Origin of the sequence: Streptantibioticus cattleyicolor NRRL 8057 = DSM 46488 (assembly GCF_000240165.1) — a bacterium.
GTDB lineage: Bacteria > Actinomycetota > Actinomycetes > Streptomycetales > Streptomycetaceae > Streptantibioticus > Streptantibioticus cattleyicolor.
The window spans coordinates 4,571,665-4,596,546 of record NC_017586.1; the positions used below are offsets into that span (position 1 = coordinate 4,571,665).

27 protein-coding genes are annotated in these 24,882 nt (G+C 72.5%); 7 read left to right on the forward strand and 20 right to left on the reverse strand.

All coding sequences use genetic code 11. The features are described from left to right. Window positions 1-20: 20 nt before the first annotated feature. The 3 genes from SCATT_RS20145 (at window position 21) to SCATT_RS20155 (ending at window position 2,738) form a co-directional block, all read left to right on the forward strand. Window positions 21-1,190: a L,D-transpeptidase gene (locus SCATT_RS20145; protein ID WP_237694776.1), complete on the forward strand. Its 1,170-nt coding sequence runs from the start codon at window positions 21-23 to the stop codon at window positions 1,188-1,190. Window positions 1,191-1,295: 105 nt separating this feature from the next. After that, window positions 1,296-2,063 (forward strand): enoyl-CoA hydratase/isomerase family protein, encoded by a 768-nt coding sequence (locus SCATT_RS20150; RefSeq protein ID WP_014144978.1) that lies wholly within the window; start codon window positions 1,296-1,298, stop codon window positions 2,061-2,063. A gap of 150 nt (window positions 2,064-2,213) precedes the next feature. Further along, complete coding sequence (locus SCATT_RS20155) at window positions 2,214-2,738, forward strand: ATP-binding protein (RefSeq protein WP_014144979.1); 525 nt, start codon at window positions 2,214-2,216, stop codon at window positions 2,736-2,738. A gap of 263 nt (window positions 2,739-3,001) precedes the next feature. Here the strand turns inward: SCATT_RS20155 and SCATT_RS20160 are convergent, their stop codons facing one another. From SCATT_RS20160 to SCATT_RS20230, 15 genes are all read right to left on the reverse strand, one after another. Then, a complete protein-coding gene (locus SCATT_RS20160) occupies window positions 3,002-3,724 on the reverse strand; it encodes a tRNA-dependent cyclodipeptide synthase (RefSeq protein WP_014144981.1) in 723 nt (240 codons plus the stop codon). 174 nt (window positions 3,725-3,898) lie between these two features. After that, window positions 3,899-4,279 carry a holo-ACP synthase gene (locus tag SCATT_RS20165; protein ID WP_014144982.1) on the reverse strand — a complete coding sequence of 127 codons (381 nt, stop codon included), beginning with the start codon at window positions 4,277-4,279 and terminating at the stop codon, window positions 3,899-3,901. Window positions 4,280-4,292: 13 nt separating this feature from the next. Continuing rightward, window positions 4,293-5,477 (reverse strand): acyl-CoA dehydrogenase family protein, encoded by a 1,185-nt coding sequence (locus SCATT_RS20170; protein WP_014144983.1) that lies wholly within the window; start codon window positions 5,475-5,477, stop codon window positions 4,293-4,295. Further along, window positions 5,477-6,061: a hypothetical protein gene (locus SCATT_RS20175; protein WP_014144984.1), complete on the reverse strand. Its 585-nt coding sequence runs from the start codon at window positions 6,059-6,061 to the stop codon at window positions 5,477-5,479. The genes SCATT_RS20170 and SCATT_RS20175 overlap by 1 nt, the downstream gene beginning before the upstream one ends. Next, on the reverse strand, window positions 6,048-6,884 hold the full coding sequence (locus tag SCATT_RS20180; protein WP_014144985.1) for a hypothetical protein: 837 nt from the start codon (window positions 6,882-6,884) through the stop codon (window positions 6,048-6,050). Before SCATT_RS20180 ends, SCATT_RS20175 begins: the two co-directional genes overlap by 14 nt. Window positions 6,885-6,892: 8 nt before the next feature. Then, complete coding sequence (locus tag SCATT_RS20185) at window positions 6,893-7,153, reverse strand: acyl carrier protein (RefSeq protein WP_014144986.1); 261 nt, start codon at window positions 7,151-7,153, stop codon at window positions 6,893-6,895. Between the two features lie 51 nt (window positions 7,154-7,204). Next, the gene (locus SCATT_RS20190; protein WP_014144987.1) at window positions 7,205-8,476 is read right to left on the reverse strand and encodes a type III PLP-dependent enzyme; all 1,272 of its coding nucleotides are present in this window, start codon (window positions 8,474-8,476) and stop codon (window positions 7,205-7,207) included. After that, window positions 8,476-9,834, reverse strand: coding sequence for a preATP grasp domain-containing protein (locus SCATT_RS20195; RefSeq protein ID WP_041824899.1), 1,359 nt, complete (start codon window positions 9,832-9,834; stop codon window positions 8,476-8,478). The genes SCATT_RS20190 and SCATT_RS20195 overlap by 1 nt, the downstream gene beginning before the upstream one ends. Window positions 9,835-9,839: 5 nt before the next feature. Beyond that, window positions 9,840-10,790, reverse strand: a complete 951-nt coding sequence (locus tag SCATT_RS20200) for a 3-oxoacyl-[acyl-carrier-protein] synthase III C-terminal domain-containing protein (RefSeq protein ID WP_014144989.1) — start codon at window positions 10,788-10,790, stop codon at window positions 9,840-9,842. 4 nt (window positions 10,791-10,794) lie between these two features. Further along, window positions 10,795-11,646 carry a class I SAM-dependent methyltransferase gene (locus SCATT_RS20205; protein ID WP_014144990.1) on the reverse strand — a complete coding sequence of 284 codons (852 nt, stop codon included), beginning with the start codon at window positions 11,644-11,646 and terminating at the stop codon, window positions 10,795-10,797. Window positions 11,647-11,671: 25 nt separating this feature from the next. Then, on the reverse strand, window positions 11,672-11,911 hold the full coding sequence (locus SCATT_RS20210) for a phosphopantetheine-binding protein (RefSeq protein WP_014144991.1): 240 nt from the start codon (window positions 11,909-11,911) through the stop codon (window positions 11,672-11,674). Window positions 11,912-11,965: 54 nt separating this feature from the next. Further along, window positions 11,966-12,370 carry a holo-ACP synthase gene (locus SCATT_RS20215; protein WP_014144992.1) on the reverse strand — a complete coding sequence of 135 codons (405 nt, stop codon included), beginning with the start codon at window positions 12,368-12,370 and terminating at the stop codon, window positions 11,966-11,968. Continuing rightward, the gene (locus SCATT_RS20220; RefSeq protein WP_014144993.1) at window positions 12,367-13,227 is read right to left on the reverse strand and encodes a class-II aminoacyl-tRNA synthetase family protein; all 861 of its coding nucleotides are present in this window, start codon (window positions 13,225-13,227) and stop codon (window positions 12,367-12,369) included. The genes SCATT_RS20215 and SCATT_RS20220 overlap by 4 nt, the downstream gene beginning before the upstream one ends. After that, window positions 13,224-14,093 carry a diiron oxygenase gene (locus SCATT_RS20225; protein WP_014144994.1) on the reverse strand — a complete coding sequence of 290 codons (870 nt, stop codon included), beginning with the start codon at window positions 14,091-14,093 and terminating at the stop codon, window positions 13,224-13,226. The genes SCATT_RS20220 and SCATT_RS20225 overlap by 4 nt, the downstream gene beginning before the upstream one ends. Window positions 14,094-14,204: 111 nt before the next feature. Further along, the gene (locus tag SCATT_RS20230) at window positions 14,205-14,744 is read right to left on the reverse strand and encodes a TetR/AcrR family transcriptional regulator (RefSeq protein ID WP_014144995.1); all 540 of its coding nucleotides are present in this window, start codon (window positions 14,742-14,744) and stop codon (window positions 14,205-14,207) included. A gap of 132 nt (window positions 14,745-14,876) precedes the next feature. Here SCATT_RS20230 and SCATT_RS20235 point away from each other — a divergent pair, with 132 nt between their 5' ends. Together SCATT_RS20235 and asnB are read left to right on the forward strand one after the other, a co-directional pair. Next, window positions 14,877-16,085, forward strand: coding sequence for an MFS transporter (locus SCATT_RS20235; protein ID WP_014144996.1), 1,209 nt, complete (start codon window positions 14,877-14,879; stop codon window positions 16,083-16,085). Window positions 16,086-16,164: 79 nt separating this feature from the next. Beyond that, window positions 16,165-18,051: an asparagine synthase (glutamine-hydrolyzing) gene (gene asnB / locus SCATT_RS20240; protein ID WP_014144997.1), complete on the forward strand. Its 1,887-nt coding sequence runs from the start codon at window positions 16,165-16,167 to the stop codon at window positions 18,049-18,051. 25 nt (window positions 18,052-18,076) lie between these two features. Here the strand turns inward: asnB and SCATT_RS20245 are convergent, their stop codons facing one another. From SCATT_RS20245 to SCATT_RS20255, 3 genes are all read right to left on the reverse strand, one after another. After that, on the reverse strand, window positions 18,077-19,156 hold the full coding sequence (locus SCATT_RS20245; protein ID WP_014144998.1) for a LuxR family transcriptional regulator: 1,080 nt from the start codon (window positions 19,154-19,156) through the stop codon (window positions 18,077-18,079). Further along, window positions 19,153-19,959, reverse strand: coding sequence for a thioesterase II family protein (locus SCATT_RS20250; RefSeq protein WP_014144999.1), 807 nt, complete (start codon window positions 19,957-19,959; stop codon window positions 19,153-19,155). The genes SCATT_RS20245 and SCATT_RS20250 overlap by 4 nt, the downstream gene beginning before the upstream one ends. A gap of 548 nt (window positions 19,960-20,507) precedes the next feature. Continuing rightward, on the reverse strand, window positions 20,508-21,773 hold the full coding sequence (locus tag SCATT_RS20255) for an MFS transporter (RefSeq protein ID WP_014145000.1): 1,266 nt from the start codon (window positions 21,771-21,773) through the stop codon (window positions 20,508-20,510). 216 nt (window positions 21,774-21,989) lie between these two features. Here SCATT_RS20255 and SCATT_RS20260 point away from each other — a divergent pair, with 216 nt between their 5' ends. Beyond that, window positions 21,990-22,331 (forward strand): ArsR/SmtB family transcription factor, encoded by a 342-nt coding sequence (locus tag SCATT_RS20260; RefSeq protein ID WP_014145001.1) that lies wholly within the window; start codon window positions 21,990-21,992, stop codon window positions 22,329-22,331. A gap of 46 nt (window positions 22,332-22,377) precedes the next feature. Then, window positions 22,378-22,998, forward strand: a complete 621-nt coding sequence (locus tag SCATT_RS20265; RefSeq protein WP_014145002.1) for a pyridoxamine 5'-phosphate oxidase family protein — start codon at window positions 22,378-22,380, stop codon at window positions 22,996-22,998. Between the two features lie 1,005 nt (window positions 22,999-24,003). Here SCATT_RS20265 and SCATT_RS38645 read toward each other — a convergent pair. Together SCATT_RS38645 and SCATT_RS38650 are read right to left on the reverse strand one after the other, a co-directional pair. Further along, window positions 24,004-24,333, reverse strand: coding sequence for a hypothetical protein (locus SCATT_RS38645; RefSeq protein ID WP_014628392.1), 330 nt, complete (start codon window positions 24,331-24,333; stop codon window positions 24,004-24,006). A 204-nt stretch (window positions 24,334-24,537) separates the two neighbouring features. Beyond that, the gene (locus SCATT_RS38650) at window positions 24,538-24,873 is read right to left on the reverse strand and encodes a hypothetical protein (RefSeq protein WP_157894842.1); all 336 of its coding nucleotides are present in this window, start codon (window positions 24,871-24,873) and stop codon (window positions 24,538-24,540) included. Between the last annotated feature and the right edge of the window lie 9 nt (window positions 24,874-24,882).

The window sequence follows — 24,882 nt, forward strand, 5'->3', positions numbered from 1 at the left end:
GGACCGCCGCGGGGCGAGGGATGCTCACCGCGGTGCTCGGGGCCGTGGTGCTGATGGCCACCGCGTGCGGCCCGGGCGGGGCGTCCGGCAAGGCCGGCGCCTCCGGCGGCGACAAGCAGGCGTCCCAGGCCGTGGTCAACGTGGCGCCCAAGGACGGCGCCACCGACGTGGCCACCACCGGCGGCCTCAAGGTCACCGCGGCCCAGGGCAAGTTGACCCAGGTGCAGGTGAAGGACGCCAAGGGCGCCGCCGTACCGGGCAAGATCTCCGCCGACGGCACCAGCTGGGTGCCGGACGGCAACCTGAGCACCTCCACCAAGTACACGGTGGACGCGCTCGCCAAGGACGACAAGGGCCGCGAGTCCGCCAAGCACGCCAGCTTCACCACCGTGGTCCCCAAGGACACCTTCATCGGCTTCTTCACCCCCGAGGACAACAGCACGGTGGGCGTGGGCACCGAGGTCTCGCTCAACTTCAACCGGCCCATCAGCGACACCAAGGCCGTGCAGAACGCGGTGAAGGTGACGGCCTCCCCGGCGGTCCCGGTGGTCGGCCACTGGTTCGGCAACCAGCGCCTCGACTTCCGCCCCGAGCACTACTGGGCGGCGGGCACCAAGGTCACCCTGAGCCTCAAGCTCAGCGGCGTCCAGGGTGCCCCGGGCGTCTACGGGTCGCAGGACAAGGAGGTCCACTTCACCATCGGGCGCAACCAGATCTCCTACGTGGACGCCTCCACCCACGAGATGCAGGTCACCCAGGACGGGAAGACCATCAAGACCATCCCGATCTCGGCCGGCGCCCCCGGCAAGACCACCTACAACGGCGCCATGGTGATCAGTGAGAAGGACCCGATCACCCGGATGAACGGCCAGACGGTCGGCTACGGCGGCGAGTACGACATCAAGGACGTGCCGCACGCCATGCGGCTGACCAGCTCCGGCACCTTCATCCACGGCAACTACTGGGGCGACCCGTCGGTCTTCGGCAACGAGAACACCAGCCACGGCTGCGTGGGCCTGCACGACATCCGCGGCGGCGGCGACAACGGCTCCCCGGCGGCCTGGTTCTACGACCACTCGCTCATCGGCGACGTGGTGGTCGTCAAGAACTCCCAGGACCACACCGTGCCGCCCGACAACGGCTTCAACGGCTGGAACATGTCCTGGTCGGAGTGGACCTCCGGGCAGTGACGCCCCGCACGGCACACCGCTGAACCCCCGCGGCCCGCCCCTGTCTTCGGTACCGAAGGCGCACGGGGCGGGCCGCGCGCGGTTCACGAGCGCTAACGTCCTCCCATGACTGTTCACCTTGAGGCCGCCGACGGCGTCGGCGTCATCCGCCTGGACCGTCCGCCGATGAACGCGCTGGACGTCGCCACCCAGGACCAGCTCCACCAGGCCGCCACTGAGGCCGCCCGCCGCGACGACATCCGCGCCGTCGTCGTGCGCGGCAGCGAGAAGGTGTTCGCGGCCGGCGCGGACATCAAGGAAATGCGGGTCATGGGGTACGAGGACATGGCCCGCCGGGCGGGCGCCCTGCAGGACGCCTTCAGCGCGGTGGCCGCCATCCCCAAGCCCGTGGTGGCCGCCGTCACCGGGTACGCGCTCGGCGGCGGCTGCGAACTGGCGCTCTGCGCCGACGTGCGCTTCGCCGCCGAGGGCGCCAAGCTCGGCCAGCCGGAGATCCTGCTCGGGCTGATCCCCGGGGCCGGCGGCACCCAGCGGCTGGCCCGGCTGGTGGGGCCGGCCAAGGCGAAGGACCTGATCTTCACCGGCCGCATGGTCACCGCCGAGGAGGCGCTCGCCATCGGCCTGGTGGACCGGGTGGTCCCGGCCGACCGGGTCTTCGCCGAGGCCCACGAGTGGGCCGCCAAGCTCGCCAAGGGGCCGGCGCTGGCGCTGCGGGCCGCCAAGGAGGCGGTCGACGGCGGCCTGGAGACCGACCTGACCACCGGGCTCACCATCGAACGCGGCCTGTTCGCCGGGTTGTTCGCCACCGAGGACGCCCGCGGCGGCATGCGCAGCTTCGCCGAGGAGGGCCCGGGCAAGGCGAAGTTCGCCTGACCCGGGGCACGGTGGGGAGGCGCGGGGTGGCGCGGGGGTGGCGCACGGATCGCCGCGCCGCCCCCGCGTCCCGCCGCCGAAGTGCTCCTTGCGGGGGCGATTCCGCCGGTTCCGGCCCCAACCCGGCGGCCGGACGGCCATGATGAACCCATGGCGGGCATGGCAGGGACGGCGGGCGCGGCGGGCCGGGGGGGCGCGGAGGGATCACGGCACCGGGCGCAGGCCGCCCCGGCGGTGTGGGTGCCCACCCCCAGGGACCAGCGCGACGCCAACACCCTCGATCTGCTCGGCGACCCCTCGGTGGAGGAGGTACGGCTGGTCTCCCGGCCCGAGTCCGCCTCCGCCGCCCGCCGGCTGACCGTCTCGGTGCTGCGCCTGTGGTCGCTGCCGCATCTGGCCGACGTCTGCGAGCTGCTCGTCTCCGAACTCGTCGGCAACGCGGTGCGCCACACCGGCGCCCGTACCTTCGGGCTGCGGATGCCGCGCCGCCGCGGCTGGGTCCGGGTCGAGGTGCGCGATCCGTCCCGGGCGCTGCCGTGCCTGCTGCCGGTGCGCGAGCTGGACACCTCCGGCCGCGGGCTCTTCCTGGTGGACAAGCTCTCCGACCGCTGGGGGGTGGATCTGCTGCCGCGCGGCAAGACCACCTGGTTCGAGCTGCGGGCCACCGACCGCTGACCGGGCCGTGATGTACGAGAAGCCCCCGTGGGCCCTGTTGGGACCGGCTGGGGGCTTCTTCGTGCCGCCGTGGAGCAAGGGGAAGGCCACGGCGGACTGCGCGGGCCGTCCGGGTTGGCGGACGCCCGCTGCGTTCGACTCTCGCACGTCCCGGGCACCCCGGACAAACCGGCATACACGGACGAATACCCGCATACGTCATAGGGTTGCCCAGCCGGTGACGTGATGCGCGACACCACCCGCGACGGTGGTGCCGACCACGACTATGCCGCGTCGCGCACCACGCGGGCCGGGCGCACCACGGCGTACCCCTGGTCGCGCGCGGCCCGCAGTCCGCTGCCGCGGCCGAAGAGCACCTCGGCGAGCGGGGTGGCCACCGGGTGGCAGAAGACCGAGGAGGGCACCCCCAGCAGCCCCGGGGTGTCCACCAGGAACGGCAGCTCGGCGGTGAGGTAGGCCCGCCCGGCCCGCAGCTGGTCCTCGGTGGCCGGCCCGCTGTCCTGCAACCGGGAGGCCAGGAACTGCTGCACGGTGTGGTCGCACGCCTGGCGCAGCTCGTCCTCGGCGGTCAGCGCCGCCTCGACGCGGTGGCACAGCACCCGGTACATGTGGTGGTCGGCGAAGTCCGACAGCGCCCGCACCCGTACCCGCCGGCCGGCCGCGCCCGCCTCGCGCACCCCCTGCGCGATCGTGGCGCGCACCGCCCGGTCCAGCGCCGCGGCGCGCCGCCGCGCGTCCCACGGATCGTGCCCGAAGGCCGCCAGCACCCCCTCGACGCCCAGATCGGTCCGCACGACGTCCACCTGCCCGAAGTGCCGCGCCGACCAGCAGGTCAGCGCCGCGATCCGGTCCGCGGACGCGCCCGGGCTCCACGGGCCCACCGGGATCGTCAGATGGGCGCCCTCCTCCCAGATCAGCCGGCACGTGTGGGTGACCGGGAAGAACCCGAAGCCCACCGCGGTGTCCGGGCCGGCGGCGTCAGCCATGGTCGGTCGGCCGCTGCGCAAGGCATCCTCACCCCTCCTGCCGCGAGTCCCGGGGAGCCTCGTACTCCTGGTGTGGCGGCAGCAACCAGAAGCTACCTCGCGAACCCGGAGGGTGACCGGGACGGCCGCAGGATGTCCGGTTCCGCACTCCGGCTGGCCGGTAACCGCCACCGGTCAGCCGGAGCGCGGCACGCCGATCGCGGCGGCCACCACCACGCCCTTCTTGTGGGTGATGGAGACGCTGATGTCCGCGATCCCGCGGGCCTCGGCGTGCCGGGCGGCGGCGCCCGACAGCCGTACCACCGGGCCGCCGTCCTCGGTCCGCAGGATCGCCACCTGGCGCGGGGTCACCCCCGCGCCGACGCCGGTGCCGATCACCTTGAGCGCGGCCTCCTTCCCGGCGAAGCGCCCGGTGAGGAACTCCCGGGCCCGCCGCTCGCCGAAGGCGTCCGCCGCGGCCAGCTCCTCCGGGGCGTAGGTGTAGGCCCGGAACCAGGGGCGCCGCAGCAGGGCGGCCAGCTCGTCCTCGTGGAGCACGTCCACACCGATCCACACCCGGGCCGCCCCCTCACGCCAGGAAGGTCCGCTTGACCACGCCCTGGAAGACCGCCAGCCGCTGGATGTGGCCGGTGCCCTCCATGAACTCGAAGGCCCGCGCGTCCCGGTGGAGCTTGTTCAGGTACGGGTCGGCCGCCAGCGCCCCGGGGCCCAGCAGTTCGGCGGCGACCACGGTGGCCTCCTCGGCCAGTTCGGCGGCGCGGGTCTTGACGGCGGCGATGCGGTCGGCGCGCACCGACCCGGCGTCGATCGCCGCCGCCACCTCGTAGTTGCGCCGCCGTACCGCGGCCAGCCGGTCCCGCACCTCCTCGTACCGCAGGCGGGCCGTCCCGGTCGGCGCGGGCCGCTGCTCGCGTACGTGGTCTAGGACGGCCCGGGCCAGCCCGACGGCGGTGCCGGCCAGCACCGGGCGGAACCGCTGGAGGGTGCGGATGGCGCCGACCAGGCCGCGCCGGGTGGGCTTGAGCGTGTCGTACCCCAGGATCTGCTCGCGCTCCACCCGTACGTCCCGCAGCGTGATCGCGGAGATCCGGGCGCCGCGCATGCCGACCGTGGGGATCGGCTCGGCGTGGAAGCCGGGGGAGGAGGTGTCCACCAGCACCGCCTCGATGCCCAGCGGCCCTGGCGCGCGGCGGCAGAAGACCACGCCGAGCTGGGCGTAGGCCGCGTTGCCCACGTAGGCCTTGGCGCCGTCGAGGCGGAAGCCGTCGCCGTCCGGGGTGAGCGCGGTCTCCAGCTCGGTGGCGGCCGACCCCTTCTCCGGCTCGGTGAGCCCGAAGAACGTCCACACCGGGTCGGGTCCGGCGAGCCGCTGGTAGTAGGCGTGGCGCTGCTTGTCGTCGCCGAGCGCCGAGACGGCCACCCCGGACATCAGCGGGCCGGGGCAGGCCAGCATGAAGCCGGCGTCGCCGTAGCTCAACTCCTCGATGGTGATGGTGTGTTCCAGGCAGGAACTCATGTCGAAGGTGTGGCCGCCGGCCCGGACCGGCTCCGCGAGGTACTCCACCGGGACGGTGCAGCGGCGCATGATGTCCACCGCGGCCAGATGGAGGTGGCGGTCGATGGCGGTGGGGTCGCGGTCGATCTCCAGGCCGGCCTCGCGCAGCTCCCGTGCCGCCTCGCGGACGTGGGAGCGCAGTACGGCGGTGCGGTGCGGGTCGGGGCCCGGCGGCGGCTCGTCCGGCGTGTGGCTCATCACCGTTCTCCCGGGTGCAGATAGGTGTTGCCGAGCAGTTCGGTCAGGTGGAGCAGGCTGCCGGGGCCGGTGGCCACGAAGCCGCTGGCGCCGTGCAGTTGGAGCGCGGCGCGCCCCGCGGTGACCAGCCGCCGGTGGACGTGCCGGCGCCGGCCGGCGGTGGGGTCCGCCAGGGCGAGCAGGTCCTCCGCCTCGGACAGCACGAGCGCCACGTCGGCCACCGCGCCTTGCACCAGCTGGCGGTTGAGCAGGTTGGCGCCCTCGGAGCGGCGCTGGTCGAGCCGGGCCACGGCGGCGTCCAGCACCCCGCGCACCGCCTCGCGGTGCAGGCGCACCAGCCCGTCGGCGAACGCCTCCAGCACCTCCGCCGGGGCGGCCGGTGCGCCACCGGCCATCGCCACCGCCGCCCCCGCGCCGCCCGGCACCGGCACCCCGCCGGGCAGCCGCGCGGTCGAGGCGATCACCCAGCCGTCGCCCGAGGCCACCAGCGCGCCGGGGGCGGCGGCATCGTGGCAGGCGTCGAGCGCGCGGGCGAACCCGTGCAGCGCGGTGGGGTCCGCGTACCGCGTCTCAGCCGAGGCCATCGCCGGCCCCCTCCCCGGCCGCCGGCGACCGCAGCACCGCCAGGTGGCTCGTCCCCGACCGCGGATCGGTGTCGCAGAGCACCACGACGGCGTACCGGCGTTGCCAGTCGCGCCACTCGCGGGCCAGCGCCAGCCAGACACCGGTGCAGTAGGTGCCCGGCTCGACCCGGTACCGGTGGACGTCCCCGGTGAGCCCGGCGTCGTCGAACCGGGAACCGGTGACCAGCAGCGTTCCTTCCGGGTCCTTGGCGGCCAGCTCCGCGGCGCGCGGGGCGGCCGGCTCACCGGCGGGCACCGTGACCACCTCGTCGACGCGCGGCCCGTCGCCGTCGTCGAGGACCAGCGCCACCGCGCTGTCGACCAGGTCGCCGTCGTGGACCAGCGGGAACCGGGAGGGCAGGGTGGTCTGCTCCAGGACGGCGAGCACGGCGGTGCGGCTGCGCCCGGCGCGCTGGAAGGCCGCGATGGCGCGCAGCGCGGTGAACGGCGCCGACAACCCCTGCTGGTGGATGCCGAAGTTGGTGCTGCCGCCGCCGAGCCGCCGGTCCAGATAGGGGCCGATCGCGGTGAACGGGGTGATGTCCGGCAGCGCCTGTGCCACCACCACCAGGTCCGGGGCGCAGCGGCGCAGCGTGTCGTCGGCGGTGAGCAGGTCGACCAGGTCGGTGTGGCCCACGTGGGGCGCCGAGCGCAGCAGCGCCTCGTCGACCTCGGTGCCGAACGGCTCGACCAGGTCGCGGTAGTAGGCGAGTCGGGCCGGGTCCTCGTCGTAGGGCCTGGGCGGCGGGGAGACCACCGCGCGGGCGGCGCGCAGAGCAGGCATCGGCCGCCTCACACCCCGCTGGTGGCCTGCTGGGACAGGACGTAGTCGGTCAGCGAGCCCACCGACCGGAAGTCGTCCATGTCCAGGTCCTCCGGGTCCACCGAGATCTCCACCGCGTCCTCCAGCGCCATCAGCAGCTCCAGGATCGAGGTGGAGTCCAGGTGCAGGTCCTCGAAGAGGCGGGTGTCCTCGGTCAGGCCGGTGACCTCGCGTTCCAGCACCTCGCTCAGGGCGGTCTCGACCGCGGTCACCACCGTGTGACGTTCCATCGTGTTGTGTTCCTCCTTGATCGGGGCCCCCGGACGCGGGGGCCCGGCCGGTCAGCCGAAGTCGACGAGGTGCTGCTTGGCGAGGATCTCCGCGGCGCGGTCCCGCTCCCGCACCAGGTGCGCGGTGCCCTGGTGGACGAGGACTTCCGCCGGGAAGCCGTGGCTGAGGAAGAGCCCCGGGGAGGCCGTCGGGCCGTAGGCGCCGGACCGCTCCACCCCGAGCAGGTCGCCGGGTTCGACCGGGGGCAGCTGGACCTTCTTGCCGATCACGTCGTTGGGGGTGCACAGCGGACCGGTGACGGTGTACGACCCGGCCGCGGGCTCGTGGTAGCGGGTGAGCGAGCGGATGGGGAAGTTGCGCTTGACGAAGCTGCCCACGCCGACCGCCGCCATGTGGTGGTTGGTGCCGCCGTCGGCGACCACGAACGTCTCGCCCATCGACTCCTTGACGTACAGCGCGCGCACCACGTACGTGCCGCACAGCGCGGTCAGGTAGCGCCCCAGCTCGTTGACGAGCCGGCAGCCGGGGTGGCGGGCGGCGAAGGGCTCGACGGCCTCGTTGATCCCGGCGACCGTCGCCGCCAGGTCCAGCTCCTTCTCGTTGTCGAAGTACGCCACGCCGAAGCCGCCGCCGAAGTCCACCGTCTCCAGCGGTACGTCCAGCGCCTGCGCCAGCTCCTCGGCCATGGCGAGGATCCGCCGGGTGTTGTGGACCAGGTCGTCCGCGTTGAGGAACCGGGTCCCCAGGTAGGCGTGGAAGCCGCGTACCCGCACCCGGCGCAGCCCGGCGACGACGTCCCGGGAGCGGCGCAGCACCTCGGCGTCGATGCCGAACTGCCGGGGCTTGCCGCCCATCGCCAGCCCCGAGCCCTTGGTGTGGAAGTCGGGGTTGACCCGCAGCAGCACCGGCACCTCGTCGCGGCCCGCGTCCGCCGCGATCTCCTCGACCACGGCGAGTTCGGCCGGCGACTCGCAGACGATGGCGTGCAGCCCGGCGGCCACGCACCGCTCCAGCTCGGCACGGGTCTTGCCGGGCCCGAGGAAGATCACGTCCCGGGCGGCGAACCCGGCCCGCTCCACGGTGAGCAGCTCGGCCATGGAGGAGATCTCCGCCCCCGCGCCCAGCGAGCCGAGGTAACCGGCGACCGAGACGTTGGGGTTGGCCTTGAGCGAGTAGAAGACGTCCACCGCCGGGTGGAGCCGGTCCCGCAGCGAGCGGTAGACGGTACGCAGCACCTCGGCGTCGTAGACGAACAGCGGGGTGCCGAACTCCTCGGCGAGCCGCGACACCGGCACGCCCTGCACATGGAACTCGGTGGTCATCAGGTCCCTCCCAGGCCGGTCAGCGCGGTGGCCACCGCGCGGTCGAGCTCGCCGAGCCCGTCCCGGCCGGCGGCGAACAGCAGGGTGTACAGCCGTCCCTCGAACGGTCCGGGGCCGGTGCCCGCCTGCGCGTTGACGGTGCCGAAGCAGGTGACGACCACTCCGGTGGACCCGTGCGGCGGTTCGGCGAGCGGGCCGAGCGCCGCGGTCACCTCGTCGAAGGAGACCGGGCGGGCCGGCCGCAGCGGATAGTGCTTGGCGAGCGCGGCGCCCCCCTCGGTGAGGAAGCGCTCGGTGATCCGGCCCTGGTAACTGGACATGTTGAGGCGGGCGTTGATCTCCAGCACCGGGTAGACCAGGTCGTCGGCGCCGAGCAGCGCGTCCACCCCGACGACGCCGAAGAACCCGTCCGCGTACAGCCGCGCGCCCAGCTTCCCGGCGGCCTCGGCCAGCGTCGCGTGCTGCGCGGGGGTCAGGGCGGCCGGCATCACATGGCCGAGGTGGACACCGCCCGAGGTCAGCGCCTCCTTGACGAAGTCCAGGCGCACCCGCCCGGCGTGGTCGACGGTGAACTGGTAGTTGAGGTCGAACCGCTTGGGCAGGAACGACTCGACCACCACGTGGATCGAGTCGTCGCCGGTGGACGTGGCCCGGCGCTCGACCATCCTCAGCAGCCGGTCGGCCTTGCGGCGGCTGTCGAGGACGATCAGGCCCTTGCCGGAGACCCCGTAGGCGTCCTTGACGATCACCGGGCCGCCGTCGGCGAGGCCGTGTTCCAGGGCGTGGCGCAGCTCGCCGACCGTCTCGCAGCAGAAGCCGGGGATCGGGCGCAGCCCCAGCTCCTCGGTGACCCGGCGGCTGTAGATCTTGCTGTTGACCCGCTCGTGGACGGCCGCGTCCGGAACGGCGAGGGGCAGCCCGGTCTCCCGGGCGATCCGCTCCACCAGCGGGGAGTTGCCCATCGGCATCAGCCGGGCGCCGCCGGCGGCCAGGGCGCGCAGCCGGTCCAGCAGTCCGGGGTCGTCCAGGACGGCCTGGCCGGTGCCGCCCTCCCGTGCGGGGGCGGCGGTGACCAGTTCGGCCGGGGCGCCCAGGCCCGTCTTCTCGACGTAGCGGCGGTAGGACGCGTCCAGCGGCCGGTCGAGCAGCAGGTGGTCGGTGGGCTCGGCGAGCAGCGCGCCCAGCTCCTCCATCCGCTGCACGGTGGCGCTGGTGGCGCTCACGCGCGCGGCCGGCAGCCCGCGGTAGCCGCGGGCCCACTCGTTCTCCACCTCGAAGTTGCACAGCCAGACGAACGGGGTGGCGCGGTCGCCGGTGAGCGCTTCCTTCAGTTCGGCGGTGTAGACCGTGGTGTCCATCGCGCTCACCGCTTCCGGTGGGTGATCACCATGGCGCCGAAGGTGGCGCCGAGGCCGACGGAGACGAGCACGTAGTGGTTGCCGTCGACCAGCCGGCCCGCCTCGCGCAAGGTGGTGTAGTTGACGAAGACGTCGGAGGCGTAGGTGTGGCTGTAGCGCTCGACGTTGGCCAGGAAGAACTTCGCCGGGTCGGCCCCCATCTCCTTGATCGTGCCGCGCCAGGAGACCGTGTTGACGTTGTGCGGGACGACCAGGTCGATGTCGTCGAAGCCGAGGCCGGCCGCCGCGACCGCCTCGTGGATCACCTCGCCCAGCACGGTGGCGTAGACCCGGCCGAACGCCTGGGTCTCCTCCTTGGTCATCTCCAGGCCGGCGGCGAACTCGCCCAGGGTACGGGTGACATGGGAGCGCACCAGGTCGCCGGGGCCGCCGGTGGTGAGCAGGCAGGCGGCGGCGGCGTCGGCCATGATCGCGCTGTTGGGGATGAGCCGGACCTTGGGCGAGTACGCCCGCTCCCCGGTCACCATCAGCGCGTAGGCCCCCTCGGGCGCCTCGGCGCGCAGCAGCTCCCCGGCCAGGTCGATGGCGCCCAGGCTGCTGACGCACGCCTGCTGGGTGAGGGCGAACGCCTCGGCCTCGTACAGCCCCAGCTCCTCGCGGATCACCTGGGCGGCGTCGATGTGCGGCGGGGTGAGCGTCTGCATGGTGTGGGCGTAGATGACGTACTCCACCGTCCGCCCCTCCGGCAGCGCCTTGAGCGCCTGGCGGGCGGCCGGGAGCACCAGGTCGAACAGGCCGGTGCGCGGGTCGAACCGGAGCCGGTCGAGCCCGTAGATCTTGCGGAACACCCCGATCTCGGCGCGCCGCAGCCCCAGGCTGCCGGCCAGGTCGTCGATGCGCACGCCGCGTTCGGGGAGGAACGACTCGATGCGCTCCAGCGTCGTCGTGCCGCTCATGCGGTCACCTTCCTTCTCGGTGGCCGGGTCTGCGGCCGGCGTACTCGGCCAGCACCAGCCAGCTGCGGGGGGCGCCCCCGCGGTCGCGCGGCTGCACCTCGTACGGCCAGCGCCCGGCCCCGGCGCCCGGTTCGCCGGGCTCCTTCAGATCGCGCACCTTCCAGCCGGCCGCGGCGCAGAACCCCTCGGGGTCGTCGGTGCCGAAGCGCCACGGGGTGCCGTCCTCCTCCAGGCCCTTGAGGAAGGGCCGGGAGAACGGGCTGCGCAGCAGGGCCTCGCTGACGAAGTCCACGGCGAGCCGGCTGCCCGGCGCCGAGACCGAGCCCAGCGTGGCCAGCAGCCCGGCCGCCTGCTCCTCGGTGAGGAAGAGCATCAGCCCCTCGGTCACCCACAAGGTGGGCCGCCGCGGGTCGAACCCGGCCCGGCGCAGCGCGGGCAGCCACGTCCCGGCGAGGTCGGCGGCGACCTCCCGGCGCTCGACCACCGGTTCGGCCCCCAGCGCGGCCAGCCGGCGGCGCTTCTCCTCGATGAGCGCGGCGTGGTCCACCTCGTACACCGTGGTGCCGGCCGGCCAGTGCAGCCGGAACGCCCGGGTGTCCATCCCGGCGGCGACCAGGACGACCTGCCGGACGTCCGCCTCGCGCAGCACGCTCTCCACGCCGTCGTCCAGGTACTTGGTGCGGATGGCGATGAACGGCAGCAGACCGCCGCCGCCGTACTTCTCCAGCAGTTCGAAGCCGCGCGGCGCGGCCAGTTCGCGGGCGAACGGGTCGGTGAACATCGCGTCGCCGGGGCGTTCGGACTCCACGGCCCGCGCCGCCGCCGTCCACTGGGCCGTGTACGAGACCGCTTCCACGGTGGGTGTGCCTCCTGGTGGGGGGTCAGGCGGTGACGAAGAACGCCTTCTCGATGGCCGAAAGGGTCTGGAAGTCCTGGATGTCGATGCTGTCGAAGTCGATCTCGACGCCGCTGGCCGCCTCGATGGCGTAGACCAGCTCGACGAAGGAGAGCGAGTCGACCAGCCGGCTCTCGATGAGGTTCTCGTCGGGCGCGAGGGAATCCCGTTCCGGGTGCCGGCCGAGGATCCAGTCGCGCACGTCGTCGATGCCTGCCGAAGCCATGGGTGTGCTCCTCAGTTGTCTTCTCGGGGGGTGGGTCCGGGGCAGGCCCGGCGTTCAACGGGCGGCGGCCGGCAGCGGCGTGCCGTGGGCGACGGCGATCGCGAAGGGATCGTCGTGCGCGATGCTCACCTCGATGTGTCCGATCCCGGCGGCGCGGGCCAGCCGGGCGGCGCGTCCGCCGAGGTGTACGACGGGCCAGCCGCCGTCGTCCTTGAGGATCTCGATGCCCAGCCAGGGCAGCGTCTGCCCGGGGGCGTGGAAGAGCTTGAAGACCGCTTCCTTGGCGGCGAGCCGCCCGGCGATCCCGGGGATGTCGGGCCCGGAGGCGGTGCGGGTGAGCCGCAGCTCCGCCGCCGAGAGCATCCGGGCGAGCACGGCGGCCGTGCCGGGTCCGCCGGGCTCGACGAGGCGGCGCACCCTGCCGAAGGGGACCAGGTCGACGCCGACCCGGCCGTTCACCGTGCGGAGGTCTTCCGGTCCGCGGCGCGCACGGCCTCCAGGGCGGCCGGGGCGTCGCCGCCGTGCGCGTCGAGCAGCACCGACAGCCAGCGCTCCAGCCCGAAGGCGACGCAGCCGGTGTAGGCGTAGCTGTCGGTGCCGGCCCGTTTGATCGCGCAGCGCTCGCCGAAGAAGTTGCGGTGGGTGTTGACCGAGGCGATCGCCAGCCCGTCGAGCTGGAACTCGTACTTGACCGGGCTGAGCCTGGCCAGCAGCGCGCGGGCGCCGTCGTTGCTGAAGAACGGGTCGGTGGCGGCCTCCTTGGCCAGCGGCAGCGCCAGGGCCTCGGCGAACGCGGTGATCCGGGCGGTGAAGTCGGCGATCACCCGCTGGGTGTGCTCGTAGGCGCCCAGCGCCACGATCTCGCGCATCTGGAAGGTGAGCAGCCGGCGCAGCCCGCTGTAGTGGGTCTCGTTGCGGAAGCAGCGGTTGACCAGGGTGACCAGGGTGTCGTCGGCGACGTGGGTGCCCTCGTAGTACAGGTAGGCGCCGTAGCAGGTGGCGTGCGGCAGCCCCAGCCGCGCCGGGAGCAGGTCGCCGGGGGCGAACCGGCCCTGCTCCGGCCTGCCCTCGCCGGTCTGGAGGTCCAGCGGGGCGGCGGCCAGCGCCAGGTGCGGGAAGTTGTCGTAGACGTCGAACTTCTCCAGGTCGGAGACGGGGTACAGCGGCGGCGGCAGGATCTCGCGGGCCCCGGCCGAGGCGCCCCAGCCGGCGAAGATCCGGTCCAGTTCGCGCAGCAGGTCGGTCCGGTCCGGGTCGAGGATGACCAGCGCCTGTGTGAGGTCGGCGGCGGCCGTCGGCTGTGCGGTGGACGTCATCGGATGATCCCCGTCTTCTGGAGGAACCGGGTGGTCTTGCGGAAGACGCCGGCCTCGAACCCGGCGCGGGCCGGCGAGGCGAGGAGTTCCCGGCGCAGCGCCAGCGGGTCCTCGATCCCGGCGTCCCGGTAGACCTGCGGGTTGTACAGCGACTCGAAGCTGTAGGCCAGGTAGCGCTTGAGGTAGTCGGAGATCTCCGTCAGCTCCTGCTCGGTCGAGGTGCGCCGGACCTCGTCGAAGAGCGCGGAGACCAGTTCCCGGCCGAAGGCGATGTGGCGCGACTCGTCCTGGTGGTGGATCCGGTTGAGCGCGCGGATCGTCCGGTGCAGCCGTTCGTCGAGCGCCATCCGGGAGTTGAAGTGGTCCACCAGCTCCTCGAAGATCAGGATGCGGGCGAAGACCAGCAGCGATTCCACGCTGGAACGCGGTATCTCCGCGGCGGCGCCGGCCGGCTGCCGGTAGATCTTCCCGCCGTACCGCAGGCAGAACTCGGCGAAGAACCACATGTGTTCGTTCTCTTCGCCGATGAAGTGGTGGAAGAACTCGGACGGGGTCTCGAAACCGGTGGTGTGGATCCGCCGGGTGACCTCGATGAGCAGTTCCCGGATGCCGTGCACGTTGAGGCTGTAGAAGTTGACGCTCTCGTAACGCGACAACGCGTGGAGCTGTTTCTCGCTCAGGCGGCGGGCCGCTTCCGTGCCGTGCGTGGTGGTGAGTTCCGGGCTCATCCACCACATCTCCTCGGGCAGGCTGTCCGGCCATTCGAAGAGCTTGTACGGGTTGTAGTAGTCCTCGATCGATTTCGTGGTCAGACGATCGAGGATTCCGAGGAACCGGTCATCACGATCGATCACGTTGCTGACCATGCCGGAGCACCCTCCAACTGTCTCGAAATTGCCTGCGATTGACAGTAAGGAGGGCTTGCCGACGGCCGCAACGACCGAAAGTGGCGTGGCCGCATCCGGCCACCGGGCCGGTCAGCTCAGCAGACGGGCCGCGATGGCCTTGGCGCGGCGGGCCGGCTCGCCGCTGTGGGTGCGCAGCGCGATGACGATCGCGCCGTCCATCAGCAGCGTGAACTGGTCGGCGAGCGCCTGGTGGTCGGCGTGGCCGGCGTCGGCGAGCAGCCGGTCGACGAAGGCGTTGACCGCGCGCTTGTGCTCGGCGGCGAGCCGGTGCACCTCGCTGCCGGGGTCGGTGATCTCGACCATGGCGTTGATGAAGGCGCAGCCGCGGTAGTCCTCCGCCTCGGCGCCCTCGGCGAGCGCGTCGAAGACGGCCAGCGGATCGTTGCCGCGCTTGGCGACCGCCTCCTCCAGCCACGCCCGCCACCGTTCGTCACGGCGCCGCAGCACGGCGGCGACCAGCTCCTCCTTGCCGGAGAAGTGGCGGTAGAAGGAGGCCCGGCCGACCCCGGAGACGGCCAGCAGCCGCTCGACGCCGACGGCGCGGATGCCCTCGGCGTAGAAGAGGTCGTCCGCGGCCTGGAGCAGGCGTTCGCAGGCACGGGTCGGCATGCCCCAACGGTATCCCACCTTGACGTCATTCGGAACCGATCGGTACCGTTCCGGCAGACGGAACCGATCGGTACCGAATGCTGGCCGGCCACGGCCGCGCCACGACGCGGGCAGGGGAAGGGCGGGAGGCGCATGAGGTTGCCACGGGGCGTGCTGGTGCTCGGCTTCGGCACGTTCGCGCTCGGGACGGACGAATTCGTACTGGCCGGGGTGCTGCCCCAGTTCAGCAGGTCGCTGGGGGTCTCCATCGCCACCGCCGGCCAGGTGGTCACCGCCTTCGCGCTCACCTGCGGCCTGCTCTCGCCGGTGCTGGCCACCGCCACCGCCGCCTGGTCCCGGCGCCGGGTGCTCGTCCTGGCCGTGCTGCTCCACCTGGCCGGGGCCGTCGCCACCGCGCTGGTCCCCAGCTACCCGCTCGTCCTGCTCGCGCAGATGGTGGCCGCGGCCGGCGCCGGGATGTTCGTCCCCGCCGCCAGTGTCACCGCCGCCGCGCTCGTCCCGGCCGAACGCCGCGGCCGGGCGATCGCTGCGGTGACCACCGGGCTGACCGCGGCCACCGCGCTGGGCGCCCCGATCGGCACCGTCCTCGGCAGCGCGCTGGGCTGGCGGGCCACCATGGCCTTCATCGCCGTCCTGGCGCTGCTCGCCCTGGCCGGGGTGGCCACCATGGTGCCCGCGGTCGCCGCGCCCGCCCCGGACGGGCTGCGCCGGCGGCTCGCCCCGCTCGCCGACCGCCGGGTGCTGGCGGTGCTCGCCACCACCCTGGTCGCCTTCACCGCCGCCTACATCGTTTACACCTACCTCGCCGAGGTCTTCGCCCCGGCCACCGGCGGCCGGGGCGCACGGCTGGCCGCCCTGATGTTCGCCTTCGGGACGACCGGCACCCTCGGCAACTACGGCGCCGGCACGCTCGCCGACCGCTTCGGCGCCCGCCGCGTGGTGACCGGCGCCATCGCCCTGCTCGCCGTCAGCCTGGCGGTACTGCCGCTGGCCACCGGCGACTTCCCCGCCGCCGTCGCCGTCGTGGTGGTCTACGCCGTCGCCGCCTGGGCGATCACCACGCCGCAGCAGCACCGGCTGATCACCCTCGACCCCGACGCCGCGCCGCTGGTCGTCTCCCTCAACGCGGCCTTCCTGTACCTGGCCATCGCGCTGTCCGGGGTGGTCGGCGCGGTCGGCATCGGGCTCGTCGGCGCCGGACGGATCAGCCTGATCGGGGCCGCCGTGGCCCTGGTCGCCCTGGGCCTGTCCGAACTCGGCCACCGGCTCGCCGTCCGCGACGGCGCGCCCGCCCCGGCCCCACCCGCCCCCGCCGGGTCCACCGAACCGTCACGCGGCTGACCCCCGCCGCACCCACCGTCCCATCGGCCACACCACCCCACCTGCCACGAGGTATCCGCCAAGAAGAGGGGAACGTCCTGTGTGCGGAATCACCGGATGGGTCGACTTCACCCGTGATCTGACCCGCGAACGCCACACCACGCGGGCCATGACCGACACGATGGCCTGCCGCGGCCCGGACGACGAGGGGTGCTGGAGCGCGCGCCACGTGGCGCTGGGCCACCGCCGCCTCGCCGTCATCGACGTCGCCGGCGGCCGGCAGCCGATGCGCACCCCCGAGACCGGCCCCGACGGCGAGCCGGTCGCCGTCATCAGCTACAGCGGCGAGGTCTACAACTTCCGCGAACTGCGCGAGGAACTCGTCCTGCACGGCCACCACTTCCGCACCCGCAGCGACACCGAGGTGGTGCTCCGCGCCTACCTGGAGTGGGGCAGCGGCTTCGTCGGACGGCTGGGCGGCATGTACGCGTTCGCCCTGTGGGACAACCGCACCGAGGAACTCCTCCTGGTCCGCGACCGGCTCGGCGTCAAGCCCCTCTTCCACCACCCCCTCGACGACGGCGTGCTCTTCGGCTCCGAACCCAAGGCCATCCTCGCCAACCCGCTGGCCACCCCCCGCCTCGACCTCGACGGCCTGCGCGACGCCCTCGCCCTGGCCCGGGTCCCCGGCCGCACCCCGCTCACCGGGGTGTACGAGGTCAAACCCGGCCACCTGGTACGGGTGCGGCGCGGCCGGCTCACCGAGGAGCGCTACTGGTCGCTGCGGACCCGGCCGCACCACGACGACCTCGACACCACCATCGCCACCGTGCGCGACCTGCTCACCGACACCGTCGACCGCCAACTGGTCTCCGACGTACCGCTGTGCGCCCTGCTCTCCGGCGGCCTCGACTCCAGCGCGCTGACCGCCATGGCCCAGCGCTCGCTCACCGCCGGACGCGCCGGGGACGCGGCCGGCGAGGTGATCCGCACCTTCTCGGTCGACTTCGCCGGCTACACCGAGAACTTCACCCCCGAACCGTTCCGCGAGACCCCCGACGCCCCCTACGTCGCCGAACTCGTCCGGCACGTCGGCACCGACCACCACGAGATCCTGCTGGACACCGCGCAACTGGTCGACCCCGCGGTACGCCGCCGGGTGCTGCGCGCCTGGGACCTGCCGTACGGCATCGGCGACCACGACCCCTCGCTGCTGCTGCTCTTCGAGGCCGTGCGGCGGCGCTCCACGGTGGCGCTGTCCGGCGAGTCCGCCGACGAGGTCTTCGGCGGCTACCTGTGGTTCCACCACCCCGACGCGGTCCGCGCCGACACCTTCCCCTGGCACGCCGTCAACGCCACCCCCGTCGCCGAGCAGGCCACCGCCTTCCTCGACCCCGCCCTCGTCAAGGAGCTCGCGCTGGCCGAGTACGTCGCGGACACCTACCGCGAGGCGGTGGCCGAGGTCGAGCACCTGCCCGGCGACGACGCGACGGAGCGGCGGATGCGGGTGGCGAGCCACCTCAACATCACCCGCTTCCTGCCCATGCTGCTGGACCGCAAGGACCGCATGAGCATGGCCGTCGGCCTGGAGGTACGGGTGCCGTTCTGCGACCACCGGCTGGTGAGCTACGTCTACAACGCGCCCTGGGCGATGAAGACCTTCGACGGCCGGGAGAAGAGCCTGCTGCGCGCCGCCACCGAGCAGTGGCTGCCGCCCTCGATCGTCCGGCGGCGCAAGGCCCCCTACCCCTCCACCCAGGACACCGGGTACGACCTGGCGGTCAACCGCGAACTGGCCCGCATCGCCGCCGACCCGGCGTCCCCCGCCGCGCCGCTGCTCGACCGCGCCGCGCTGCGCGCCTTCCTCGACCGGCCGCTGACCGGGCCGTACTCGATGATGCAGCGCTCGGTCCACACCGAGACCCCGGTACGGCTCGACGCGTGGCTCGGGGAGTACGGCGTGCGGCTGGACGGGCTCACCGGCTGAGCCCGCCGTACCGCTGCGCGGCGCCTCAGCAGGCGGGGCGGACCGGCGTGCCGCCCTCGCGCAGGCCGACCAGCCCCGCCCGGGCCGCCGCCACCCCCGCCTGGAAGCGGCTCTCGGCGCGCAACTCGATCATGATCCCGGCCAGATGACGGCGGAACGTACGCGACGACATCCCCACCCGGCGCGCCACCACGTCGTCCTTGAGCCCGGTGGCCAGCAGGTCCAGGATGGTGGCCTTCACGTCGTCGAGCGTCTCGCGGTACGTGCCGCCGTCCTGGTCGTAGTCGGTCCCCGACTGCCAGGCGTACTCGAAGATCCCGCGCAGCAGCGAGACCACCGAGGGCTCGTAGACCACGGTGACGGCCGGGGTGGGCCGGCCGGCCGCGCGGTCGGGGACGAAGGCCACCTCGTCGCCGACGACCACCAGGTGGTCGAAGACGTGGTTGGCGGTGCGCACCCGGGCCCCGGCCGCCGCCACCCGGGACAGCCCGGCCCGGGTGACCGGGCTGGTGCGGGCGGTGTGCGGATACAGCACCCGCACGTCCACGCCGCGTTCGACCACCTTCAGGCCGAACGGCTCGAACTCCTGCACCTGGCCGGGGGCGAGGGGCTGCATCGCCAGGATCCCCGAGGAGCAGTGGCGGGCCGCGTCGGCGAGGCGCAGCTCCAGCTGCCCGCGGTCCTGGTGGCGCACGATCGCCTCCTGCCGCAGCCGGGTGCGGCGCAGGTTGCTGAAGGTGTCGGCGAAGGACCGCAACTGCTCGTGGATCCCGGCCAGTTCGCGGCGCTTGGCGTGGATCGCCTGCTCCAGCGGAACGATCAACTCCACCTGGGCCGCCTCCGGGCTGACCGCCATGAAGCCGCCCTCGCGCGGGCAGTACCGCACCAGCCGCAGCTCCCGCAGCCGGTCCATCGCCCGCTGGGTGTCGGCGAACGGGGCGCCGAGCACCGTGGCGACCTGGACGGCGGTGACCAGGCCCCGGGTGAGCGTCTGCTCGTAGACCCGCACCGCCAGCTCGTCGACGGCGTACCCGGGGTCCGCCGCCGGCGGGTCGGGCAACGTCCCGGTGGCGGTCCGCTCCGGTTTCTCCAGTACGTTCTTCAACGTCGGCCTCCGGTGGCTCGCTCGGCTCGCTGCTGTGGCAGGGCGGGGCCGGTGGCCAGCTCCGCCGTCATCACCTCGACGACCTGGGCCAGCTGCTCGCCCAGGAAGAAGTGGCCCCCGGGGAAGGAGGCGAGGGAGAACCCCCCGGTGGTGTGGCGCCGCCACCCCCGCGCCGCGTCCGCGTCGACGTACGGGTCGGCCGAGGACAGCAGGAAGGTGACGGGGGCGGCCACGGTCTCCGAGAAAAGGTCCGCCAGGTAGCCGGAGTTGGCCCGGTAGTCGTTGCGGACGACGGTCAGGACGGCCTGGCGGAACTTGGGCTTCTCCAGCAGCCCGGCCGGGACGGCGCCCAGCTCCCGCAGCTCGGCGACGATCTCCTCGTCGGTGCGCGGCAGGTTCTCCACGCCGAGCCCGTCGGAGGGGGAGCGGCGCCCCGAGACGAACAGCCGCACCGGCCGGACGCCGTCCGCCTCCAGCGCCCTGGTCACCTCGAAGGCGACCACCGAGCCCATGCTGTGGCCGTAGACCGCGAACGGCCGGCCGTCGTCGTAGGGGCGCAGCTCGTCGCGGATGCGCCCGGCGAGTTCCCGGATGTCGTCGACGGGCTCGCCGGCGCCGCCCTGCCGTCCCGGGTACTGGACGCACAGCGCCTCGACGTGGCCGGGGAGCGCCCGCGCCAGCGGGGTGAGGGCGCGCGCCGACGCTCCGGCGTGCGGACAGCAGACCATGCGGATCCGCGCGTCGGGCGCGGGGTCCAGGATCCTGATCCAACCCGTGGTGTCCTGGGCGACGTGCTTTTCCATCGAGTCGTCCATCCCATCCGGTCGTTCGACAACAGGAGGTCAACGCGGTCCGAGGGCGCGGCCGTGCGGCGCGAAAGGCGGCGGAGCGGCCCGTGCGGCTCGCTTTCGCCGTCGGCGGGAAACGCGGTGTTGCGCGAGGGCAACCGGCGCCTCTAACATTCTGCGGCCCAACCGCGTGCGTGGTCATCCCAGTTGCCGAGATATCAGCTTAACCGGCCCCGTCACCATGTCAACCGATCAAGTGCGGTGCGGGCTGACGTCTGTGTGAACGGTTGGAGAAGGGGTGACGGGAAAACCGTGGGCGGGTCTCGGTCATTTCTCCGGCGGTGATTTCGATTCCTGACGTCCGGTACGGAAAAACGCCCCGCCGAAGATCACGGGAAATCCGGTGATCGAATGGCCGGGGCCTTTTCGCGGGGCCGTTTCCGGGGTCGCCCGGGGTTTTCCGGGCAGCCGTCGGCGCCGGACCGGGGGCTTTCCGCCGGATCCGCGGCGGTGACCGTCGCGGGGACGGAAGGCGCCCTGGTCCGGCGCCGGGGCGGGGGACGTTACCTGGCGGCCGGGGCGGTCCCCACCTCGTCGCGGCCACGCTCCGCGGCGCTCGCCGCCGGGTCGGCCGCGCGGCGGCCGGCCCGTCCGGTCACCCAGGTCAGCGCCGCCGCCGCGACGACGAAGACGGTGGCCACCGGCAGCAGGTAGGCGGGCGAGCTGAACGCGTCCAGCCCGATGGCGCCGATGACGCTGGACAGCGAGATCGCCAGGTACATCACCGCCGCGTTGAGCGAGACGACCAGCGATTCGGCGCCGGCCGGGGCGAGGGCGATGATCCGGTGCTGCTGCGGCGCGGTCACCGACCACGAACCGATCCCGCCGAGCGCGACCACCAGCACGGCGGCCGGGAACCAGTCGCGTCCGGCCAGCATGGCCAGGAAGACCGCGCCGAGTCCGAGGGTGGCGCAGACGACCACGCGCCGCGGACCGTGCCGGTCGGCCAGGCGTCCGGCCGTCAGGTTGCCCGCGGTGCCGGCGATGCCGAAGACCAGCAGCAGCAGTGCCACCTTGCCGCCGTCCCCGCCGGTGGCCGGGGCGAAGACCGAGCTGATGTAGGTGTAGGGCAGGTAGATGCCGATGAAGGCGAGCAGGGTGCCGGCCAGCACCCCGGCCACCCGGCGGTCGGTGAGCGGCGACAGCCGCTGGCGCAGCCCCGGCGCGGCGCCGAGGCGGACGTCCGGCAGCCGCAGCGCGATGACCGGCGCCACCACGATGGCGAGCGCGGTCACGAACCACATGGTCGCCTTCCACCCCCACGCGTTGCCGATCGCGGTGCCCAGCGGCGCGCCCAGGGCGAGCGAGGAGGTCAGGCCGACGGTGACGATGGCGATGGCCCGGCCGCGCCGTTCGGCACCGGCGACCGCCGCCGCCGTCGCCCCCGCGTTGGGGGTGAACATCGCCGCCCCGGCCGCCGCGACCACCCGCGCGGTGAGCACCAGCGGATAGCTGGGGGCGAGCGCGGTGACCACGTTGCCGACCGCGAAGACGACCAGCGCGGTCACCAGCACGCTGCGCCGCGACCACTTGCCGGTCAGCGCCGCGAGCACCGGTGACAGCAGCGCGTAGGCGATGGAGAAGACGCTGACCAGCTGGCCCGCCGCCGCGATGGTCACGTGCAGCGAGCGGCTGATGTCGGGCAGCAGGCCGGCGATGACGAAGGCGTCGGTGCCCACGGCGAAGGTGCCGAAGGCCAAGACCGTGGTATGAGCGCGCCAGCGGTCCCCTCGGGTGGCGTCGGGAGCGGCTTGGGCGGTGTCGCTCATCTGTGGGGCTCCTGTTCCGGTGGGATCGGTGGGCTCTTCACGAGACTGATCCGATGGACGACGTCTGTTACGATGCTCATCGTAGCTTGTTCCGATGGTGATCGTAATAGTCGACCTGAGTGAACGCGGGAAACGCCGATGTGTATCGTCGGGTACGACGGAGATCGCCGGAACGCCGCGGGAGCGGTCCGACCGGCCCGAACGGAGGTGCCGCTCATGCCCAGGACGGAAGACACCTGGCTGCCCCAGCCCGACCTCGACGAGGTGGAGATCGGGACGGTCCTCCAGGCCCTCGCCGACCCGGTGCGCCTGCACATCGTGCGGCTGCTCGACGCCGAGGGGGAGGGATCGTGCACCTCGCTCGACGTCCCCGTCAAGCGGTCGACCGTCTCCCACCACCTGCGCACCCTGCGGGAGAGCGGCGTGGTGGCCACCCGGCTGGTCGGCAACTCCCGGCTCAGCCGGCTGCGCCGGGACGACCTCGAACGCCGCTTCCCCGGGCTGCTGACGTCCATCCTGAACGCCGCCGCACCACTGGCGCGCACACCCGTCGGCTGACCGCCGGCCGCCCCCGGCGCCCGGGCCGACCGGAGAGGAGCACCCCATGGGCCGTTACGCCCACCTCGCCTACACCGAGTCCGTGCGGCAGGTGCAACAGGAGCAGGGCAGCGCCCTCGCCGCCCGCCGCCGGCTCGCCGAAGGCGACGAACCGGAACGCATGGGCGACGCCGAGGCCGCCTTCATCGGCTCCCGGGACGGCTTCTACCTCGCCAGCGTCAGCGAAACCGGCTGGCCCTACGTCCAGTTCCGCGGCGGCCCGCCCGGCTTCGTCCACGTCCTCGACGACCGCACCCTCGGCTACGCCGACGTCCGCGGCAACCGCCAGTACATCACCACCGGCAACGTCCGCGCCGACGGCCGCGTCGCCCTGTTCTTCATGGACTACCCGCGCCAGGCCCGCCTGAAGATCTTCGGCCACGCCCACACCCGCGCGACCGCGGAAGACCCGCACCTGACCGAACGCCTCTCGGCCCCCCGCACCGACGGCAACGTCGAACGCCTCATGCTCATCCGCGTCGAGGGCTTCAACTGGAACTGCCACCAGCACATCACGCCTCGCTACTCCGAGGCGGAACTCGCCCGGGTGCTCGCCCCGTTCCGCGCGAGGATGGCGGAGTTGGAGGAGGAGAACAGGGTGTTGCGGGCGAGGGTGGGGGAGGTGTGAGGGGGTGCGTCTGCCTGCCTGAGGCGTGCGGGCGCGGTGCGCGAGGGCGATCTGTGGTGAGGCGGCCCAGCCAGTCGGAGAGGATGACGACGAGGGCGTGCCGGGCCTTTACCGAGCACTCGGTTGCCACCGCCTCGGGTTCGGCCGGCCGTTCCGCGGCGTCTCGCAGCGCGGCGGCCTGGCTCTGGAGGCGGGCCCGGCTCTGGCGCAAACTGGACTTGCGTCACAGCTCGGTTTGACGCCGACACGGCGGTGCGTCCCTGTCCGGCGACGGTATTCGGAGATGCAGCTCGGCCTCCGTACCCTCGGGGTGCGGAGGCCGAGCCGTCTTCTGACTCACCGACTATTTCAGCGCGAGCCTGTGTCGCGCGTTGCGATGGTCCGACATCTCTGTCCTCAACCGGCATCGCCGGTAACTGCATTGTGTGTCTACGGCGGCAACGCCTCAGGCGCAGTCGATATAGGACGTGGCAGTGTCGGCAATCTGCGGGTCGGACTGGCGCCCGTTGTATTCGACGACAACGTCTTCCTGAATGTTCCAGGTGGATTTCTGACCAGTCGTGGTGCACTTGTAAGCGCTGCCGACGCGACCTGAGCACTTGCCCCACTTGCCCCCGGCGCGCCATACCGTGGACCAGGAGCCGTAAGGGTTGGCGCGTTGCAACGTGAGTTCGACGTAGCACGACTGCGGCGCTGGGGTAGTGCACGCCCCCCATGAGCCCGAGATCTGGATCGCGCCGTTCTTGGTGAGTTGGAAAGGCGGCTGGGCGGAGAAATCGCAACCGACGTAACCGTCATGCGCTGTGCGGGGAGCCAGCCGGGCCGTGACGCGTTTCCCGATATGTGGACTGGCAGTTGGCAGTGGTGGCTGTGCCAGAAGCGGCAAAGAGGAACGCAACTGTTCCTGCCGCCAGCGCAGTTGTCATGCGTAATCGCATGGTCTCTCTCACCTTCAGCGACGGCCGGCCCCTGTTGGCCGGGGGCTCAGGCGTAGGCTTGATGCTGTCAAAGGTCGATTTTGGCGGTGACGGTTTTTCCCGGGATGTCAGGAGGAATGGGAAGGGGCTGGATGTCGGGGTTGGCGGTAATGATGAATCGGGTGCCGCCGGGGGCGGTCATCTCCGCGCTATAGGGGTCGGGCGTGGCTTCGAGACGGGCGCCGTGGGCAGCCAGATGGCGGGCTTCTTCTTCAACGGTGCGATTCACCGGCGTGATGACAGGCAGTACGGCGGGAGTGTCGTGGCCACCGATCGTCATGCCACTCTCTGGCGCAGCAGTGTGCCAGAAAGTGATGGCAGCTTCGGCTCGGTCGCGGGGAACGCGGATTTCGATCATCGCGGTGGTCCTATCCGGGTGGCGAGGAGTGCGAGGCACAGGCTACGCGTCGCTGGTAGACAACCCTCGCTTTCCCGGTCTTGGGTGAGACGTCCCGCTTCAGTAGGTTGGCCGCGATTCGCCGGCCCCGGCGTGGCAAGCTGAGCGTCAGCAGGAGAGGCTGTGGCCCGTCGGTTCGCCGACGAGGTGATAAATTCCGCACGCTCACCCTACACGGTATGCCGTGCGCATATTCGGCTTCAGCTTGCGGGTGTGCCACCACTCAGCCACGTTCACTCTGAACATCAGGGTGAACCATTCCAGTGATTCTGCGGGAGCTCCTTCGGCGACGTGAGAGACGTCTGGCTCCTCGAAGGAAAATGCCAGCCTCCACTGTTCGGTATCGCCGGGTCGGCTGACGGTGACAACGGCAGTGAGCAGCAAGCATCCGTCATCCCATGCGAGTTCCAGACTGTCCGCTTTGAAGAGAGGGTCTCCTGCTGTGCCGCCAAAGGGAGTTTTCAGGAATCCTGGAAGGCTGGATGAAATTCCGCGGTTCATTCAGCACAT

Bases quoted from the DNA above. Each gene is read 5' to 3' on its own strand.
- SCATT_RS20210 (WP_014144991.1), bottom strand. From the start codon at position 11,911: ATGGCTTCGGCAGGCATCGACGACGTGCGCGACTGGATCCTCGGCCGG.
- SCATT_RS20220 (WP_014144993.1), bottom strand. From the start codon at position 13,227: ATGACGTCCACCGCACAGCCGACGGCCGCCGCCGACCTCACACAGGCG.
- SCATT_RS20175 (WP_014144984.1), bottom strand. From the start codon at position 6,061: ATGGCCTCGGCTGAGACGCGGTACGCGGACCCCACCGCGCTGCACGGG.
- SCATT_RS20255 (WP_014145000.1), bottom strand. From the start codon at position 21,773: ATGAGCGACACCGCCCAAGCCGCTCCCGACGCCACCCGAGGGGACCGC.
- SCATT_RS20260 (WP_014145001.1), top strand. From the start codon at position 21,990: ATGCCCAGGACGGAAGACACCTGGCTGCCCCAGCCCGACCTCGACGAG.
- SCATT_RS20235 (WP_014144996.1), top strand. From the start codon at position 14,877: ATGAGGTTGCCACGGGGCGTGCTGGTGCTCGGCTTCGGCACGTTCGCG.
- SCATT_RS20170 (WP_014144983.1), bottom strand. From the start codon at position 5,477: ATGAGCCACACGCCGGACGAGCCGCCGCCGGGCCCCGACCCGCACCGC.
- SCATT_RS20145 (WP_237694776.1), top strand. From the start codon at position 21: ATGCTCACCGCGGTGCTCGGGGCCGTGGTGCTGATGGCCACCGCGTGC.
- SCATT_RS38650 (WP_157894842.1), bottom strand. From the start codon at position 24,873: ATGAACCGCGGAATTTCATCCAGCCTTCCAGGATTCCTGAAAACTCCC.
- SCATT_RS38645 (WP_014628392.1), bottom strand. From the start codon at position 24,333: ATGATCGAAATCCGCGTTCCCCGCGACCGAGCCGAAGCTGCCATCACT.
- SCATT_RS20150 (WP_014144978.1), top strand. From the start codon at position 1,296: ATGACTGTTCACCTTGAGGCCGCCGACGGCGTCGGCGTCATCCGCCTG.
- SCATT_RS20195 (WP_041824899.1), bottom strand. From the start codon at position 9,834: ATGGACACCACGGTCTACACCGCCGAACTGAAGGAAGCGCTCACCGGC.
- SCATT_RS20225 (WP_014144994.1), bottom strand. From the start codon at position 14,093: ATGGTCAGCAACGTGATCGATCGTGATGACCGGTTCCTCGGAATCCTC.
- SCATT_RS20185 (WP_014144986.1), bottom strand. From the start codon at position 7,153: ATGGAACGTCACACGGTGGTGACCGCGGTCGAGACCGCCCTGAGCGAG.
- SCATT_RS20190 (WP_014144987.1), bottom strand. From the start codon at position 8,476: ATGACCACCGAGTTCCATGTGCAGGGCGTGCCGGTGTCGCGGCTCGCC.
- SCATT_RS20160 (WP_014144981.1), bottom strand. From the start codon at position 3,724: ATGGCTGACGCCGCCGGCCCGGACACCGCGGTGGGCTTCGGGTTCTTC.
- SCATT_RS20155 (WP_014144979.1), top strand. From the start codon at position 2,214: ATGGCGGGCATGGCAGGGACGGCGGGCGCGGCGGGCCGGGGGGGCGCG.
- SCATT_RS20230 (WP_014144995.1), bottom strand. From the start codon at position 14,744: ATGCCGACCCGTGCCTGCGAACGCCTGCTCCAGGCCGCGGACGACCTC.
- SCATT_RS20265 (WP_014145002.1), top strand. From the start codon at position 22,378: ATGGGCCGTTACGCCCACCTCGCCTACACCGAGTCCGTGCGGCAGGTG.
- SCATT_RS20180 (WP_014144985.1), bottom strand. From the start codon at position 6,884: ATGCCTGCTCTGCGCGCCGCCCGCGCGGTGGTCTCCCCGCCGCCCAGG.
- SCATT_RS20200 (WP_014144989.1), bottom strand. From the start codon at position 10,790: ATGAGCGGCACGACGACGCTGGAGCGCATCGAGTCGTTCCTCCCCGAA.
- SCATT_RS20250 (WP_014144999.1), bottom strand. From the start codon at position 19,959: ATGGAAAAGCACGTCGCCCAGGACACCACGGGTTGGATCAGGATCCTG.